This is a genomic window from Paenibacillus macerans (assembly GCF_050565405.1).
Taxonomy (GTDB): Bacteria; Bacillota; Bacilli; order Paenibacillales; family Paenibacillaceae; genus Fontibacillus; species Fontibacillus macerans_B.
Window position 1 is genome coordinate 55713 of sequence record NZ_JBNYYG010000018.1, and the last position, 16434, is coordinate 72146.

14 protein-coding genes are annotated in these 16434 nt (G+C 56.5%); 7 read left to right on the plus strand and 7 right to left on the minus strand.

Features of this window, described 5'->3' with window-relative positions; translation table 11 throughout:
* Positions 1-27 precede the first annotated feature (27 nt).
* The 4 genes from ACQ4N8_RS13200 to ACQ4N8_RS13215 are packed head-to-tail and all read left to right on the plus strand — an operon-like array spanning position 28 to position 4462.
* On the plus strand, positions 28-966 hold the full coding sequence (locus ACQ4N8_RS13200) for a glycosyltransferase family protein (RefSeq protein ID WP_430704836.1): 939 nt from the start codon (positions 28-30) through the stop codon (positions 964-966).
* Between the two features lie 39 nt (positions 967-1005).
* Positions 1006-2328 carry a nucleotide sugar dehydrogenase gene (locus ACQ4N8_RS13205; protein WP_430704837.1) on the plus strand — a complete coding sequence of 441 codons (1323 nt, stop codon included), beginning with the start codon at positions 1006-1008 and terminating at the stop codon, positions 2326-2328.
* A gap of 59 nt (positions 2329-2387) precedes the next feature.
* The gene (locus tag ACQ4N8_RS13210; RefSeq protein ID WP_430704838.1) at positions 2388-3374 is read left to right on the plus strand and encodes a polysaccharide biosynthesis protein; all 987 of its coding nucleotides are present in this window, start codon (positions 2388-2390) and stop codon (positions 3372-3374) included.
* Positions 3375-3391: 17 nt separating this feature from the next.
* Positions 3392-4462, plus strand: a complete 1071-nt coding sequence (locus ACQ4N8_RS13215; protein ID WP_430704839.1) for a glycosyltransferase — start codon at positions 3392-3394, stop codon at positions 4460-4462.
* Positions 4463-4527: 65 nt separating this feature from the next.
* Here ACQ4N8_RS13215 and ACQ4N8_RS13220 read toward each other — a convergent pair whose 3' ends face one another.
* Positions 4528-5598, minus strand: coding sequence for a glycosyltransferase family 4 protein (locus tag ACQ4N8_RS13220; protein WP_430704840.1), 1071 nt, complete (start codon positions 5596-5598; stop codon positions 4528-4530).
* Between the two features lie 224 nt (positions 5599-5822).
* Between ACQ4N8_RS13220 and ACQ4N8_RS13225 the strand changes: the two genes are divergently transcribed.
* Entirely contained in the window at positions 5823-6932 is a 1110-nt protein-coding gene (locus tag ACQ4N8_RS13225) for a YhcN/YlaJ family sporulation lipoprotein (RefSeq protein WP_430704841.1), read from the plus strand.
* A gap of 91 nt (positions 6933-7023) precedes the next feature.
* Here ACQ4N8_RS13225 and nagA read toward each other — a convergent pair whose 3' ends face one another.
* Genes nagA through ACQ4N8_RS13240 form a run of 3 tightly spaced genes read right to left on the minus strand, consistent with a single transcriptional unit; the run spans position 7024 to position 9799 of the window.
* Positions 7024-8208 (minus strand): N-acetylglucosamine-6-phosphate deacetylase, encoded by a 1185-nt coding sequence (nagA, locus tag ACQ4N8_RS13230; RefSeq protein ID WP_430704842.1) that lies wholly within the window; start codon positions 8206-8208, stop codon positions 7024-7026.
* Positions 8208-8936 carry a glucosamine-6-phosphate deaminase gene (gene nagB / locus ACQ4N8_RS13235; RefSeq protein WP_430704843.1) on the minus strand — a complete coding sequence of 243 codons (729 nt, stop codon included), beginning with the start codon at positions 8934-8936 and terminating at the stop codon, positions 8208-8210. Before nagB ends, nagA begins: the two co-directional genes overlap by 1 nt.
* The gene (locus ACQ4N8_RS13240; RefSeq protein WP_430704844.1) at positions 8930-9799 is read right to left on the minus strand and encodes a MurR/RpiR family transcriptional regulator; all 870 of its coding nucleotides are present in this window, start codon (positions 9797-9799) and stop codon (positions 8930-8932) included. The genes nagB and ACQ4N8_RS13240 overlap by 7 nt, the downstream gene beginning before the upstream one ends.
* Before the next feature lie 227 nt (positions 9800-10026).
* On the opposite strand from ACQ4N8_RS13240, the gene ACQ4N8_RS13245 reads away from it, so the two are divergent.
* On the plus strand, positions 10027-10461 hold the full coding sequence (locus ACQ4N8_RS13245) for a MarR family winged helix-turn-helix transcriptional regulator (protein ID WP_430704845.1): 435 nt from the start codon (positions 10027-10029) through the stop codon (positions 10459-10461).
* A gap of 109 nt (positions 10462-10570) precedes the next feature.
* Here the strand turns inward: ACQ4N8_RS13245 and ACQ4N8_RS13250 are convergent, their stop codons facing one another.
* Genes ACQ4N8_RS13250 through efeO form a run of 3 tightly spaced genes read right to left on the minus strand, consistent with a single transcriptional unit; the run spans position 10571 to position 14678 of the window.
* Complete coding sequence (locus ACQ4N8_RS13250; protein WP_430704846.1) at positions 10571-12412, minus strand: FTR1 family iron permease; 1842 nt, start codon at positions 12410-12412, stop codon at positions 10571-10573.
* 18 nt (positions 12413-12430) lie between these two features.
* Complete coding sequence (efeB, locus tag ACQ4N8_RS13255; RefSeq protein WP_430704847.1) at positions 12431-13768, minus strand: iron uptake transporter deferrochelatase/peroxidase subunit; 1338 nt, start codon at positions 13766-13768, stop codon at positions 12431-12433.
* Positions 13769-13772: 4 nt separating this feature from the next.
* Positions 13773-14678 carry an iron uptake system protein EfeO gene (gene efeO, locus ACQ4N8_RS13260; protein WP_430704848.1) on the minus strand — a complete coding sequence of 302 codons (906 nt, stop codon included), beginning with the start codon at positions 14676-14678 and terminating at the stop codon, positions 13773-13775.
* Between the two features lie 226 nt (positions 14679-14904).
* On the opposite strand from efeO, the gene glpK reads away from it, so the two are divergent.
* The gene (glpK, locus tag ACQ4N8_RS13265; protein WP_430704849.1) at positions 14905-16395 is read left to right on the plus strand and encodes a glycerol kinase GlpK; all 1491 of its coding nucleotides are present in this window, start codon (positions 14905-14907) and stop codon (positions 16393-16395) included.
* The last annotated feature ends 39 nt before the right edge of the window (positions 16396-16434 follow it).

A 16434-nucleotide genomic window follows, 5' to 3' on the forward strand; every position in this document is an offset into this window, starting at 1 on the left:
ACTTCAGATAGAAAAGGAAATGACAGAATGAAGCGCCTAAAAATATTGTTCGTGACCAAGGATTTCAGCAGTTACCTGGAGCGGAATTTTCATTACATGCAAATGGAGCTGCGCAAATACGCCGACGTGGCTTTGGATCATAAAGGCGGAGACGTGAAGGCGATCCTCCGGCGGCTGCCCTTCAAGCCGGATTTTATTCTGTTCAACGATATGTTCCATGCATCGTATTGTCCTCCGGTGCGAGGATTATCGGAACTGAACATCCCGTGGGGGATGATCATGCATGATATCCATACCAAAATCGAGAAACGCCGGGAATTTCTTCTCCGTCACCCGTCATCGCATATATTTACGATTTACCGCCGTTCGTTCCGCAAACGGTATCCCGAATTCAAGGGGAATCTAATTTGGCTTCCCCATTTTGTGGAACCCAGTATTTTCAGGGATTATCACCGCCGCAAAAATATCGAAATCTTGCTGATGGGAGCCGTGAACCCGAAAGTGTATCCATTGCGGAATAAGATGAGAACAGCTTTGTCTCGTCGGCCGGGCTTCGTGTTTCACAGTCATCCCGGCTATGCCGATTTCAAATCCGATGCCCAGGCGTTCGTGGCACGAAGCTTTGCGCTTGAGGTCAACCGGGCGAAAATGTTCTTGACCTGCGATTCCATTCACCACTATCCGCTGCGTAAATATTTTGAAGTGCCCGCTTGCCATACGTTGCTGCTGGCTTCGGAAAACGATGATTTGAAGGAGCTTGGCTTCACGCCGGGCATCCATTACGTAGCCATTACGGAAAGGGATTTTCTGGCGAAAATCAATTTTTACCTGCATCCCAAGAACGAGGCGATCCGGGCAAAGATTACCCGGCAAGGTTATGAATTCGTTCGCGAGAAACATACAACGGCCGTCAGGACTGAGCAGCTTCTTCAAATGATCGGTTCGATCGTCGAAGCGAAAAAATAGGGACTATCCCGATTATCAAGCGGAAGGGGGAGATGGAATTTGAGCCGTATCATTGCCATCGTCGGTTTGGGTTATGTCGGATTGCCTTTAGCCGAGACGTATCTGGATCGGGGCTTTCGCGTCATCGGCATCGATAAGGACGAGAACAAATTAAAGGTGCTGAGAGAAGGGCGAAGTTATATCGCCGGGATCTCCGATGCGAAAATTAAAGGATTCGTTCAGGGGCAGCGGCTGCTCGTAATGTCGGATTTCAGCGGAATTACCGCCGCGGAGGCGGTCATCATTTGCGTACCGACCCCGTTGACGGAACAGCATGTCCCGGATTTGACTTACCTGATCGATGCCGCCGAACAGATCGGCGACAACGCGCGATCGGGCCAATTGGTCGCCTTGGAGAGCTCGACTTATCCCGGTACCACCAGGGAAGTGATCCTGCCCTTGCTGGAGAAAAGCGGATTGAAAGCGGGCGTGGATCTCTACGTCGGTTTTTCGCCGGAGCGCGTCGATCCGGGGAACCGCCGGTTTCCTTTGCCGGAAATACCCAAGATCGTCAGCGGCATTACCGAAGCCTGCGCCGAACGGACGGAAGAATTGTACCGAACCGTCTTTCGGACCGTCGTGCGCGTATCGTCGACCGAAACGGCGGAAATGGCTAAATTGCTCGAAAATACGTTCCGCTTCGTTAACATTTCATTTATCAATGAATTTGCCGTATTATGCGACAAGCTCGGCATCAATGTGTGGGAAGTCGTTGAGGCCGCGTCATCCAAACCGTTTGGTTTCAAGGCTTTTTATCCAGGTCCGGGGGTAGGCGGGCATTGCATTCCGGTCGACCCGATCTATTTGCAGTGGAAAGCCCGCCAGCTTGGAGCCGCCAGTTCGTTTATCGAGGCCAGCTCGCGCGTTAATGACGGTATGCCGGCATACGTCGTGTCCCGGATTAAGGAGGAATTGAATAGTCCCTTGTTAACCGACAAGCGGATCCTGGTCCTCGGCGTTACGTTCAAAGAGGATGTCGCCGATATCCGCGAATCCAGCTCGATCGATATGATCCGGCTGTTGATGGCGGAAGGAGCCGAGGTTGCATACCATGATCCCTTGGTGCCCGAGTTCGAAGTCGGCGGCATTCGATTGAAATCGATCCATTTGGAAGCCGACCGGCTTGCTTCGGCCGATTGCGTGCTGTTGGCGGTCAATCACCGCGGCCTGCCCTTACAGGAGGTGGTCGAGCACGCACCGTTCGTATTCGACACGCGGAACGCCGCGGCCGGACGAAAAGGTAAGGCAAGAATCGTTGCTTTGGGCGACGGCACGTCCAGGAAGTTCGCGCAAGATGCCGGGTCCGAGGAAAAAGGTCTTTAAACCCAAGCAAATCGGCAGGTCTTGATTATGATATGTAGGGAAGAAAGGAAGGTAAGGTCATGTTCAAAAACAAGACGATTTTGATAACCGGGGGAACCGGTTCCTGGGGAAAAACGTTGACGCGAAGGCTGCTGAAGGAACAACCTCAGGAAATACGCATCTTCTCCAGAAATGAATACGCTCAGGTGCTGATGCAGCGGGAATTCGGCGGGCATGCCTGTCTTCGTTACCTGATCGGCGATGTCCGGGATTACCGGGCGGTGGAAGCCGCTTGCAAGGGCGTCGATTACGTGTTCCATCTGGCTGCGCTGAAGCATGTTCCGGTATGCGAATATCAGCCGGAAGAAGCGTTGAAAACGAATGTACTCGGTACGGAGAATATTATCCGTGCGAGCATTGTGCAGAAGGTGGCCAAGGTCATCGACGTATCCACGGACAAAGCGGTGGATCCGACCAATACGTACGGCATGACCAAAGCGATCGGGGAAAAGTTGATGATCCGCGCCAATGATTTGAGCGAAGATACCCGCTTTACATGCATCCGCGGCGGTAACGTATTGGGAACGAACGGCAGCGTCGTTCCGCTGTTCATTAACCAGCTTCGGGAAGGCAAGGAGCTGACGTTGACGTTTCGGGAGATGACCCGCTTTTTTCTTACGTTGTCCCAGGCCATCGATTTGCTGCTAAAGGCAGCGACCACGGCGATCGGCGGCGAAACGTTCGTCATGAAGATGAAGGCGTGCCGCATCGTCGATATTGCCGAAGTACTTGCGGAGCATTATGTCGGACACAGCGTCCCGTTCAAGGAAATCGGCATTCGTCCCGGCGAGAAGCTGCACGAGGTGTTGGTTTCGCGTTATGAATCGCCTTATACCTTAAAATACAGCGATCAGTATTTCGTCATTCTTCCTCCCGGCTCCCGGCAACTTAGCGCCCATTATGCCGGCTTAAGTCCAGCCCTCTTCTCCGAATATCATTCCAACGCGTCCTTGCTGGAAAAGTCCGAAATCGCCGAATTGCTTAAAGAGGGAGGTTTCATGAGCTGATCACCATAAGCTTATGCATGATCGTCAAAAACGAGGAAACGAACCTCCCGGTTTGCCTGAAGTCGGTCGCCGGCCTGGTTGACGAAATCGTGATCGTCGATACGGGATCGAATGACCGCACGAAAGAAACGGCCGCGGCGTTTACCGAACGAATCTACGATTTCGAATGGCGGGACGATTTCGCGGCCGCCCGGAATTTTGCCTTCTCCTTGGCTACCTGCGACTATATCCTATGGCTGGATGCCGACGATATTTTTACCGAACCGAATCGGGAGAAAGTGCGCGTACTGAAGCAAACCCTGTCTTCGGACATCGATGCCATCGTGATGAATTACGTGCTCCGTCAGCATGAGACGACCGGAGAGGCCTTGGCGCTGACCAAACGCAACCGGATCGTGAAGCGCAGCCGAAATTACCAATGGATAGGCATCGTGCACGAATACCTAAACGTGACGGAGGGGAACGGACTGATCTCGGATGCTGCAGTTACCCATTTGGGCACCGGGAACCACGCCGGCCGGAATCTGCAAATCATCGAGCGTTGGCTGGCTTCGGGCGGCGAGCTGCAGGGCCGCTTGCGCTTCCATTTGGCTTGCGAGCTGCAGGATTCAGGGCGGCTTGAAGAGGCGGCTTCCCATTTTGAGGAGTTCCTGCGGGATCCACTCGCGAGCCGTGACGATCTGGTGATGGCCTGCGCCAGGCTGGCCGAATGTTATGGGCAGCTAGGGCGTTCTGCGGAGAAGCTGCAGACGTTGCTCGGATCGCTCTATTACGATGTTCCTCAATCGGAAATCTGCTGTAGCATCGGTAAATGCATGGAGGAACGCCAGGAGTGGACCATGGCCGTTTACTGGTATGTCCAGGCGCTGCAAACGGCGCATGGCGGCAGCTGGACGGGAATCGTCAATCAGGCTTCACGTACCTGGTTGCCCCACAGCCGATTGTGTCTGTGTTATGCCCGCCTTGGCCAACTCCAAAAAGCCTATGAACACAACCAGGCGGCGCTCCGTTATTTGCCGGACGATCCCGGTTTGAAAGACAATGAGCAAAAGCTGAAACAGGCGTTGGATGCGGCTGCTACCCAATAGTATATGTACTTTGCCCGAATTTATTGCCAACAAAAGAACCTCCAGAAATGGAGGTTCTTTTGTTGCTACCACACATTCAGTTGATTTAGCATTTGCCGGAACGAGTTGGCATATTGAAGCGGAGACATCCATTGCGAGATATGCTGTTGGCCGCCGCTGCGGATTTGCTCCCGCAAATGAACATGATCCATCATTTCGATCGCCCCCGATACCGCCTCCCCGACATTAGGAAAGCTAAAAAATCTGCCGGTCTGATTATGTTTGATAAAAAAACGGACTCCTTCGGAGTCGGTGCTCAGGACGGGACAGCGGCACGCCAGAGCTTCGGCCACGGCATAACCGAAACCCTCCAGGGAAGAGGTGGAAATCATCATCCCGCCGGAATCCCCGATCCGGGACAAATAAAAGGGCATTTCCCGGTTTGGGGTATTGGGGTACAGCTTGAGCTTCGGTTGTAGTCCGAGCGACTGGACGTACTGCCAAAATGCGTTTTTGGTTTCCTCGGAAGGGAGCTGGTAATCCAGGAACATCCAAATCTCCATTTGAGGGCGTTGACGGATCAAACCGGCGGCGATTTCCAGGAAAAGCTCCCAGTTCTTATTCGGCTCCAGCCTGCCTACCCAGGCAATGACCGGAACTGGATACTTCGGCTGAACTTTGTAATGGAAATGCTGCATATCAAGCAGGTTGGGAAAGACGAATTTGGGCAACGCGGGATAGTATATGGAGGACAGCTCGACCAAATGGGGGGTAGGCGGCATCAGGGAAGCCTGGCAGTACCGGCGAATTTCCTCCGATCCTTCCTGAAGCGTCTGCATAGCCTGTTGCCTGGTCCCGAGCCCCTGGATTTCAAAAATGATCGGCTTGGAAAAGCCAAGCCGGCGCAGTCTGCCCGGCATCAAATAATCTGAGGTGGTCACGACTGCATCGTATTGCGGCAGGAGGTTGATCAGTTCGCCGTCGCTGGGGGCCACGGTGACGGGGATACTCGCCGATTGCGTATTGCCCAGCCCCGAACCGGGCTGAAGATATAGGAGATGACCCTCAATGCCGTGATTTTTGAGGGCCGTGCAACGTAAACGGTTTAAGGTTTCCACGCCTCCGCTCGGAACGTAAAACGTAAAAAGCACTTTCATGGGCAAACACCCCTTGAATTTATTAAACGGTTTCGTAAATATCATACGCTTCGTCCGGTTTGCCCGTGTGGGTGGAACCATCGCGAACATCGCGTAAAAACGCGCAGCATGCCGCAGTTGCTTGATGGGTCTCGCGGTTATGTTTACCTGTATGACGGCAGGGGGCTTTGGCGAATGATAAGTGCTGTTTCATACATCATGATTTATAAATGGAGGATGACTACATGCGAGGAGCCAAAGTCGTTAATTTTTCGCTGTCGGCCGCATTGCTTGCCGGAGTTGTAGGGATTGCGGGTTGCGGTGACGCTACGGACAACAACAATGTTCGTACCCAAGGCCTGCGGAATAACAATAACCGGAACTATGACGTGAACTCGCTGAACGAAGGAAATCGCCTGTTCTCGCGTAGCGCCGGAAATGGGCAGGATCAACGGATTCGGTCCCTTCGCTATAGCCCGGCATTGAGCAATAAAGTGGCTCAGCTCCGCGATGTGCAAACGGCGCATGTTGTCGTGACCGATCGTGACGCCTATGTCGGCGTAACATTGCACGGCAACAATACGACCGGGCGCACCACCGCTTACGGAATGCAGCGTCCAAACGGCATCGGCCTGGGGACGACCAATGTCGGGGGTCCATACGGGGCGGACTACGGAACACGCGGAGCCGGGGATAATGGATTGGCCCGCGGCGGCGGTATGGTGGGCAGAACCGGCACGGCGGGAAGTCTGTTCGACTTCGGCCGCGACGGGTTGTTCGGCGCGGATAATAACGTCCGCAACGGATATACGGGCCGCGGAAACGGAACGGGAACGATGCTGGGCACAGGAACGACCGGAAACCGCGCGGGTTCGATGTATCCCGGCAACATGGGCATGAACGGCGTGAACCGGGGGGCGGGAACCTCGATATACGGAACCGGCACGGATAACGGGATGATGCGTAATCGCACGGGCGTCGGCGCCAACGGAACGGGCACCGGAGCTGCGGGGGTAACCGATAATGTCTCCCAAGACGTGAAAGACCGGATTACTGCCGCCATTAAGCAAACGGCCCCTCATATTCGCAACGTCTATGTATCCGGCGATTCCGACTTCGTTTCCCGCATCGGGGACTACGGAACGCAAACCCGTGGGGGCGGCACGCTGAACAACATGATCGGCGACTTCGAAACGATGATCAATCGCGTGTTTCCCGGACGTACCGGAACGATGACCGGCCCTAACGGGTATACTCCGACAGGTCCTAATGCCGGTAGGGGCAACGGAACCGGGACGATGGGCACCGGTGCAGGCAACACGAACGCTGGATTTACGGGCGGCACGACCCGCTAACGCCGAATTCTAGCTGGCATACGAAAAAGCGCGAGACCGGGAGTTAATTACCCCCGACTGCTCGCGCTTTTGGCGTTTCCGGCTTGCCTCGTCATTCGTTATCGTTGAACGCCCGGCCCTTGATCCAAACCTGCCGCAGCTCGAGCTCGCGGTCCACCAGCAGCAAATCCGCTTGCTTGCCGGTCTCGACGGAACCGGTCAAATGATCGATGCGGATCAGCTTGGCCGGATTGCCGCTAGCGGCTTGCGAAGCGCGTTCTACGGATAAGCCGACCTCGCGGACGAGATGGCGGAAGCCGCGGATCATCGTCAGCGTGCTGCCCGCAAGCGTCCCTTCGCTTTCTTTGAGCGTGCAGACGTTATCCTTGACCACCACCGGCAGATCGCCCAGCATGTAGTCGCCGTTGCCGAGTCCGGCCGCCGACATGGCATCGGTGATCAGGATCAGATTGCTGCCGGTCTTTACGCTGGCCAGCAGCTGGATTGCGGCGCGGTGGACGTGGATTCCGTCGGCAATGATCTCCGCGCTGATGCCCGGCGTGCTCAGTATGGCCCCGGCGGTGCCCGGCTTGCGGTGATGCAGCGGGGTCATGGCGTTGAACATATGAACGGAATGGTTTAATCCGACTTCATAGGCGGCCATGATTTCCTCGTACGTTGCATCGGTATGGCCAGCTGCCGCCGCGATGCCCTGCTTGCGCAAATAGCGGATCAGCTCATGCGCGCCTTCCCGTTCGGGAGCAAACGTGACCTGTTTGATCAAACCCGTATATTGTTTATCCCACGCTTCCACCCATTCGCGGTTCGGCGGGACGATATGCTCCGGATTTTGCGCGCCCGGCCATTTCGGGCTGATAAAAGGCCCTTCCAAGTGAACGCCGACCAGTTGGGCATAGGGCATTTCGCCTTCCATGTACCGGTGGACCTCAGACAGCACATTTTCGATCATCGCTTTGGGCAGCGTCATCGTCGTTGCCAGCATCGAGGTCGTTCCCTGGCTGCAGTGCAGCTTCGTGATCGCATCCAGTCCTTGCTTGCTTGGCAAGGAGAAATCCTCCAGCATGCCGCCGTGCACATGTACGTCTATAAAGCCCGGCAGCACAAAGCTGCCCGCCGCATCGACCGTATGGACATCGGCAGACGGACTTGCCGGCATCCCGTCGGTAGAACCGACATACGTGATCACGCCGTCTTCGACCGTCACCGCACCGTCATGAATAATTCCCCGGGGCGTTACGGCTTCCGCATGGATGATGTTCAAATATCGTTCGCTCATTACAGCAATCTCCCTGCAGCCCGATCGACCACAACCACGACGTTCGAATGGGTTTGCAGCAGCGATGCCGGGCATTTCGTCGTAATCGGCCCCTGAAGCGCCTGAGCGATAATTTCCGCCTTGTCTTCGCCTTTGGCCATCAGCAGGATTTGCTTGGCTTGCAGGATCGAGCCGATCCCCATCGTGAGCGCATGCGTCGGCACCTCATCGATGGAGTTGAAAAATCTTGCATTCGCCAAACGCGTTCGTTCCTCCAGCTCCACGACATGCGGCGGACCTTGCAGCTCCTCGCCAGGCTCGTTAAATCCGATATGGCCGTTATGGCCAAGGCCCAGCAGCTGCAAATCGATTTGGCCGGCTTCATCCAGCAGTTGCGCATAATCCTTGGCTGCTTGCTGCGGGTCGGCCGAGCTGCCGGATGGGACATGCGTATTCTCGGACAAAATATCGATATGGTTAAACAGCTTCTCGTCCATGAATCGGCGATAACTTTCGGGATGATCGGCGGGCAGCCCGATGTATTCGTCCAGATTGTAGCTGCTTGCTTGCTTGAAGCTGACGCTGCCATTCTTGTAAAGCTCGATCAGCTTTTCGTACACGCCGACCGGCGTGCTGCCCGTCGCCAGACCTAAAATGGCACGCGGATTGGCTTGCAGCAGGCTGGCGATGATTCCGGCCCCTGTTTCGTTGAATTGCTGTTCGCTGCTCGTTTTGATGATATTCAGCATAAGTTTTGACCTCCCTGAGTTTTACGGTAAATTTGAACGTTTTGATACGAACTTTCCAGCTTGGGAATATAATCCTGAAATTCCAGGCTAACCATCCCCGTGAACAAAATATCGACGACATGCAATTGGGCGATGCGCGAGGCCATGTCGCCGCGGCGCATACCTTCCTCCAGCGAAGAGGAGAATAACGAGATATCGGCCAGCGTAGCCAGGCGATTGCTGCCGTATTGGGTCAGCGACAGCGTGACCGCCCCGCTGTCCTTGGCGCAGCGCAGCGCGTCGATGGTTTCCGGCGTCTCTCCGGAATAAGAGACGGCCAATGCGACATCGCCTTCGGAGAGCGAGGACGCCGAGGTGATCTGCATATGCGAATCGGCGAAGGCGGTGCAGTTTTTGCCGATGCGGATCAGCTTTTGGTAGAAATCCTGGGCCACGATCGATGAGGTGGCGACGCCGTACAAATCGATGCGTTTGGCGCGGCACAACGCTTCCACGGCCCGGGCCAGCTGGTTCATGTCCAGCAAGCGGGTGGTGTCCGTGATGGAAGCCAAATGATTCGCTTCCATCGCTTCGACGATTTTCTGCAAATCGTTGCCGGCGATGATGTCCTGGTAGTGGTTATCCGCCGGTTTATGGGCGAGCTCGCCGGCCAGCTTCATTTTGAAATCCGGGAACCCCTTGAAATGAAACGTTTTGCAAAAACGCGTCACCGTCGAAGGGCTGATCCCGCAGGCGTTGGCCAACTCCGTGATACCCGAACGGATGACGGCGGCAGGCGCTTCCAGAATGTATTCTCCCAGTTTGCGCTCTTGCGGCGGCAACGTATCCAAATGACTGGTGACCGCATGAAGGATAGGAGTCAAAATAACGGATTCCTCCTTTAAAGATCGATGGTTCAAAGACGATACGAAAATTATTTTTATATATTTAACAAATATCATGAAAATTATTTCGACTTCATCATACTGGATTTTCGTGCCTTTTTCAAGTAGCTTTGCCCGACAATTCGCGACGGATTCCTTGTATTTTCGAACGTCGCATAATACACTTAAAATTAGGTTACACCCAGCGGGAGAGAGGAAGGGTTGCGTTGGCGTTTGATCTCGACAGTTATATCGAACGGATCGAATTAGCGTGGTCGAACACGTTTCGTAAAATGAAAAGCGAATTGATGTATCATCAGGATCTTGGCCTGACCGGTCCCCAGTTTCATATGCTGGCGCTCATTGCCCGGAAGAAAACCTGCAATGTCAGCTATTTGGCCGACAAGCTCGAAGTAAAGCCCAGCGCGATCACGGTGATGATTGACCGGCTCGTCCAGAGCGGCTACGTGGAACGTCGGCATGACGAGCAGGATCGGCGGGCGGTATTGCTGTCGGTCACCGACCGGGGAGCCGAAGTGTTTGAGGAAGCGAAGAAAAAGTCCCGGGAAGTGTTGAAATCGCATTTATCCGTTTTGGATCAGCATGAACTCGATGTACTGATCCGTATTATCGAGAAGTTTGCAAAAGCGGAGAGAACCTGAGGAAGCAAGAAAAGGGAGTATGCCCAAAAAACGCCGGGTGCGCGTACCCGGCGTTTTTTGGCATGAGCTGGCTTCAATGGCTTCATCATCGGGAAAACGGCGACGTGTCTTATGGCAACGCGGGTGTTTCTTTCCGTCTTTCCGTCGCCAGCAAGCGCCAAACGATGAACAGCAGCAAAATGCTTTGGGGCGCAAAGGTTTCCCAAGTCGGGTAAGCGCCAAGCCATCCGGCCGCCGGCAGCCAGCCTTGGCTGTGAGTAGGAAGAACGCCGGCCACCTGCAAGGCATGCAGGCTTTCGCCCAAAAAGCGGAGGACCAGGTAATAAATAAACAGGGTTGCAGCCAACATAAAAGGTTTGACCGGCAGCTTGACGCTAAAGCGGATAATGACAAAGCCAAGCCCTCCGAGCGCGGCCGCTGCGCCGAGCATACCCGTCAGCAGTTGGGCGGGCTCAATATTGGGAGCCATCCCGATATAGAAGATGGCGGTTTCCGCACCTTCCCGCAAAATGGCCAACCCCGACAAAAGAAACAGCGACCACATGCTTCCCCGTTCCATCGCCCCGCCGACTTGTTTTGCGACGTAGCTGTTCCAGGCCTGCGCGCTCGATTTGCTGTGAAAAAAATGCCCGACCGCCAGCATCATTACGACGGCAAGCAGGCCGATGATCCCCTCGATCAGTTCGCGTGCGCCGCCGGATACCGCCTGGGCGACGGCATAGGTAAGCAGCACCGCCAGAGCGGCGGATAACGCCAGGCCGGTTCCGGCTCCCGCCCAGATAAATCTGCGGGCGGCGGTCTGATTGGCCCGCTTCGCGAAAGCAAGCAGGGCGGCGAGCACGAGGATCGCCTCAAGCCCCTCCCGGAGCAGAATCAGCGCCGCGTCCCAAGCGGAATAGGAGGTTTTGCCGGCCAATGGCCCCAGATCGCCTATCATTTGACCGATGACGCGCATCGCCCGGTCAAATTCGGGCGGACTGGACAATAGATAGCTTTGCGCTTCGGTCATCCGGTTTTCCGTGGACGTGTAAACCGACGCGGAGGAAATCGACACCTCGCCTTCGACTGCAGGCCACATGACGATAAAGGCTTGCATTTGGCTCGCCGCCTGCTCGGCATCCCTTGCTTTAACGGCCTTGTCCGCCTCCCGGAGCAGAGCCAGCGCATCCGGCAGATTCTTTCCTCCGTCATTGGGGAGAGAGGATGTGGAGGATTCTTCCAATTTGCCATCCATATAGTTTTGCAGCAGGCCGGCAAGGGCCTTTAACTCTTCGACCGCCTGCCCGGTTTTGGCTGGCTGGGCCTGGAGCGCAATGCGGATCAGGCTCATATGCGTTTCCACGTCACTATACACGCCAAAATGCCCGCTGCGAATCGGCCCCTCCATCTTGCTCCACCCGTTCAGGATCTCCTTGTAGCGGGTCTGAGCCTCCGCGAGATTTTCGTTGTCCAACGACTTAATCGTATTTTTCGCCATCTCCAGCAACCGCCCTGCCGCTTCTTTCCCCGCGGCCGAGAAGTCCGCTTGTTCGCTGTTGCCCTTAATGAATTGGTTGACCTGCTTGGCTAAAGCGGAAAGCTGCTTCCCGGCTTCCTCCGGATTTTCGCGCTGAAGCGCCCCCTTGGCCGCCGCCAGCGACGCGGAGATCCCGGAAGCCGTTTCGCCCGCAGGGGCGGGCTTTAGGTTATTCCACGCCGCTTCGAACTCCGCCAAATCGGCGGAAGCCTGATCCCAGTTGCCGGCCCCGGCTTCCACGAGGGCGCCTCCGACAAGCGGCAGCAGCGAATCATGCGCGGCCGCATCCTGTTGTGATGCGGCCACTGCCCTGGACGTGGAGCCTGCGTGGAAAACGGCCAGGCACAGCAGCAGCAATGCCGCGATCCGCAGCGAACGAAAGGCAGCTGCGGCTTGGGCCGGGCTTCGCCGCGGCTCGAAGGGTGTAACGGACATAAACTTGGCACTCCTTTCTTAGAAAAGCGTCTCCCCGATATAACCGCCTTCGCGAATGCCGGGGAAACAGGCGAATACGGCACTGCCGACATGAAGGATATATTCGTTCAATTTATCGCTTTGCGCCAGCGTTTGCTGCATCGGAACAAATTGCTTCTGCAAATTTCGTTGATAGCTGATGAAAATCAGCCCGGCATCCAGTTGCCCGGTTTTGGCATCCATGCCGCCGGTGTAGGAATACGCTCTGCGCAAAATTTTGAGTTTGCCGTCCATATGCGCAAGGCGCGAGTGGGAAGTCATCGGCAGAACGGGTTGGCCGGAAGCATCCTTGGCGTCTAAGTCCAGGGGCGCAAATTCGTCCTTTGACCCCAACGGCGCCCCCGAGCCCCGGTGCCGGCCGAACGTTTGCTCCTGGTCGGCGAGCGACGAGCGGTCCCAGACCTCGATGCGCATCCGGATGCGGCGGATGGCCATATAACTGCCGCCTCGCATCCAACCGGCCCCGTCCACGGCCTGCACCCAGACGGATTCGTTCATCGCGGCGGCGTCCGCGATATCGGGATTCCCCGTGCCGTCCTTGAATCCCATCAGATTGCGTGGCGTCCCCCCGGCCGGGTCCGCCGGTCCGGTGCGCTGGAAGCCTTCCTGCATCCAGCGCAGCACGGCGGTGCCGCGGCCGATCCGGGCCAGGTTGCGGACCGCATGGAACGCTACCTGCATATCGTCGGCGCACACCTGCACGGCGAGGTCGCCGCCGCACCACTCGGGCAGCAGGGCGTCCCCGCGAAATGACGGCAGCTCGCTGAAGGAGGCCGGACGCTGCCCGGACAGGCCGAAGCGGCCGTCAAAAAAGGAAGGCCCGACGCCAAACGTGAGCGTAAGCCTGGACGGAGAAAGACCTGCCGCCTCGCCGGTATCGGAAGGGGGCAGGTTGAGATTGTCGTTGCTGCTGCCGATCATCATGCCTTCGGTCATGGCTGCCGCGGCTTCCGTCCAGGCCTGGAACAGCTTGCGCACGTCGGACAGCGAGCGGGTCGTCAGGTCGAAGGCCGCAAAGCAAAGGAAGTTTTGGGCCGGCGTAACGATCCCGGCCTGATGCCCGCCGTGAAAAGGCACCAGGCTGCCGGAAGGAACGCCGGCCTTTGGCGCGGTTTTGGCGAGCATTTCTTTGGCCGCCAGCATGCCGTACGCGCCCCCGCCTCCAAGCAGCAGGCCGATGCCGCCCGCACCGGCGATCTTGAGCAGCTCGCGGCGGCTAAACCGCTTGTCGAGCAGGCCGCCGCCGGCTTCCGCGCTAGCTTCGGAGCGTCCGCGGTTCCCGTGCCCTGATTCTGAGTTTAGTTCTGTTTTTCGCATGGCGTCAGACTCCCAGCAGCTTGCCCATGTGGGACAAAGGTTCCGCCAACGCGTCGAGGTTCTGGCTTAAAGTACGGACATCCTCTTCCTGGAGTTGATCGTAGCTCACGTAACCTTCGCCGTCCTTGAATGGAGCAAGCTCTTGTTCCAGCGCGGCAAAACGCTCGGCGATCCGCTTATCCAGCTCGGCGTCTTTTGCCGCGAGCTGAGGCGCCAGCAGTTCGTATATTTTTTTCGCCCCCTCCACGTTGGCGGCAAAATCATACAAATCCGTACGGGAATAACGTTCTTCTTCTCCCGTCACTTTGGAGGTGGACACTTCGTTCAGCAGTTCGACGGCACCAGTTACGAGCAGGGAAGCCTGAATATCGACCGTTTCCACCAAGGCCCGCAGCAGTTTGGCATCGCTTAGCAGGCGATCGGCAAATTCTGTTTGGCCGGCCGTGGACCGGTCTTCCCACAGCGCTTTTTCGATGCGGTGAAATCCGCGCCATTCCGCGGATTCGACATCGCCGTCGCGCGCATCGATGTTCGGATCAAGATCGCCCAGCGCTTCGGCGATCGGTTCGATGCGTTCATAATGCATGCGGGCCGGCGCATACAGCGTTTTTGCGGTTTCGATGTCCCCGCTGTTCACGGCCTCCACGAATTTTCCCGTTTCGGTAACGAATGCGTCGCATTCCTGAATGACGTATTCCCGGTATTGTTCGACGGCCTGTTGAAAATCGGCCTTGTTCGCTCCGGCATCAGCTTCGCCCCCGCCTGTCCCCGCCGTATCAGGGGTTACATTTCCATTGGCCGCAGCCGGCGCAGCACTGCCGTTTCCGGCCTGTTTTCCGTCGCCGCAGCCGGACAAAAGCAATGCCGCCGATAAAATCAGGGCTGTTGGAACCGTGTAACGAAAATTCATAGATTGAGTGCCTCCTTAAATAGACATGCCTTGAGAACCTTAGAATAATCAAAACTTAATTGATAATGATTATCACTGTCAAAAAACATCATAAGCGGAAGCCCTTCCGCCGTCAATAAAAATTTAAGATAAAATTGGATATACGGAGATGGCGTGCTTAAGGCTAGCGGGTTATGATAATAGAAACAATGTAAGCGTTATTCTTAAGACGGAATGAGGAGAATGCATGGAACATTACATTTTGGCGCTGGATCAAGGAACGACGAGCTCACGGGCGATTTTGTTCAATCGGGCGGGAGATATCGTCCATTCGGCGGGGCGGGAGTTCCCGCAGTATTTTCCCGAGCCCGGTTGGGTGGAACAAAACCCGAATGAAATATGGGGTTCGATTCTGTCGGTGATCGCCTCCTGCCTGTCGGAGTCCGGCATCAAACCGAAGCAGATCGCCGGAATCGGCATCACCAATCAGCGGGAAACAACGGTCATCTGGGAAAAAGAGAGCGGCCATCCGATTTACCCGGCTATCGTATGGCAATCCCGCCAAACCGCGCCGATCTGCGAGGAGCTGCGCGCCGCCGGCCACGACGCGACGTTTCGGGCCAAGACCGGGCTGCTGCTCGATCCGTATTTTTCCGGGACCAAGGCGAAGTGGATTCTGGATCGGGTGGAGGGCTCGCGGGAACGGGCCCGCAACGGAGAGCTGCTGTTCGGCACGATCGACACCTGGCTGATCTGGAAACTATCCGGCGGCCGGCTGCATGTCACGGACTATTCCAATGCGTCGCGGACGCTGATGTACAACATTCACGAGCTCGCCTGGGACGACGAGTTGCTCGCATTGCTGGACGTGCCGAAAGCGCTGCTGCCCGAAGTCCGTCCCTCCTCGGAGGTGTACGGGACGACGATTCCGTATCATTTCTTCGGCGAGGAGGTGCCGATCGCGGGGGCGGCGGGCGACCAGCAGGCGGCGTTGTTCGGCCAGGCTTGCTACGAGCCGGGGATGGTCAAAACGACGTACGGCACCGGCTGCTTCATGCTGATGAATACCGGGAACAAACCCGTCGCCTCCGAACACGGGTTGATCACCTCCATCGCCTGGGGACTGAACGGGAAGGTGGAATATGCGCTGGAGGGCAGCATTTTCGTGTCGGGCTCGGCGATCCAATGGCTGCGGGACGGACTGCGCTTGTTCCGGGATGCGAAGGACAGCGAAGTCTATGCTTCGCGGGTGGCGTCGACGGAAGGGGTGTACGTCGTTCCGGCCTTCGTCGGGCTCGGCAGCCCGTATTGGGACAGCGACGTGCGCGGCGCCGTATTCGGCTTGACCCGGGGCACGACGAAAGAGCATTTTATCCGGGCGACGCTGGAAGCGCTGGCCTATCAAACCAAGGATATCCTGGGCGCGATGGAGCAGGATGCCGGTTATGCCGTGCCGTCCATGCAGGTTGACGGAGGGGCTGTGTCCAACAGGTTCCTGATGCAATTCCAAAGCGATATTCTCGGCGTTCCGGTCGAACGTCCGGTCATCGGCGAGACGACGGCGCTGGGAGCGGCCTTTTTGGCGGGACTGGCGGTTGGCTACTGGAACGGCCTGCAGGATATCGGCAGCTGCAAAAGGCTCGACCGCCGCTTTGAGCCGGCGATGCCGCGCGAGACCCGGGAGGCGCTTTACGAGGGCTGGCTGAAGGCGGTTCGCGCCGCCATGGCCTATAAATAAGGAGCGCCCATTTCTTTGCCGCACCGCACCATTGCCCCT

Coding starts and splice junctions, on each gene's coding strand:
- ACQ4N8_RS13200 (WP_430704836.1), top strand. CDS start 28: ATGAAGCGCCTAAAAATATTGTTCGTGACCAAGGATTTCAGCAGTTAC.
- ACQ4N8_RS13210 (WP_430704838.1), top strand. CDS start 2,388: ATGTTCAAAAACAAGACGATTTTGATAACCGGGGGAACCGGTTCCTGG.
- ACQ4N8_RS13215 (WP_430704839.1), top strand. CDS start 3,392: ATGATCGTCAAAAACGAGGAAACGAACCTCCCGGTTTGCCTGAAGTCG.
- ACQ4N8_RS13220 (WP_430704840.1), bottom strand. CDS start 5,598: ATGAAAGTGCTTTTTACGTTTTACGTTCCGAGCGGAGGCGTGGAAACC.
- ACQ4N8_RS13225 (WP_430704841.1), top strand. CDS start 5,823: ATGCGAGGAGCCAAAGTCGTTAATTTTTCGCTGTCGGCCGCATTGCTT.
- nagA (WP_430704842.1), bottom strand. CDS start 8,208: ATGAGCGAACGATATTTGAACATCATCCATGCGGAAGCCGTAACGCCC.
- nagB (WP_430704843.1), bottom strand. CDS start 8,936: ATGCTGAATATCATCAAAACGAGCAGCGAACAGCAATTCAACGAAACA.
- ACQ4N8_RS13250 (WP_430704846.1), bottom strand. CDS start 12,412: ATGTCCGTTACACCCTTCGAGCCGCGGCGAAGCCCGGCCCAAGCCGCA.
- efeB (WP_430704847.1), bottom strand. CDS start 13,768: ATGCGAAAAACAGAACTAAACTCAGAATCAGGGCACGGGAACCGCGGA.
- efeO (WP_430704848.1), bottom strand. CDS start 14,678: ATGAATTTTCGTTACACGGTTCCAACAGCCCTGATTTTATCGGCGGCA.
- glpK (WP_430704849.1), top strand. CDS start 14,905: ATGGAACATTACATTTTGGCGCTGGATCAAGGAACGACGAGCTCACGG.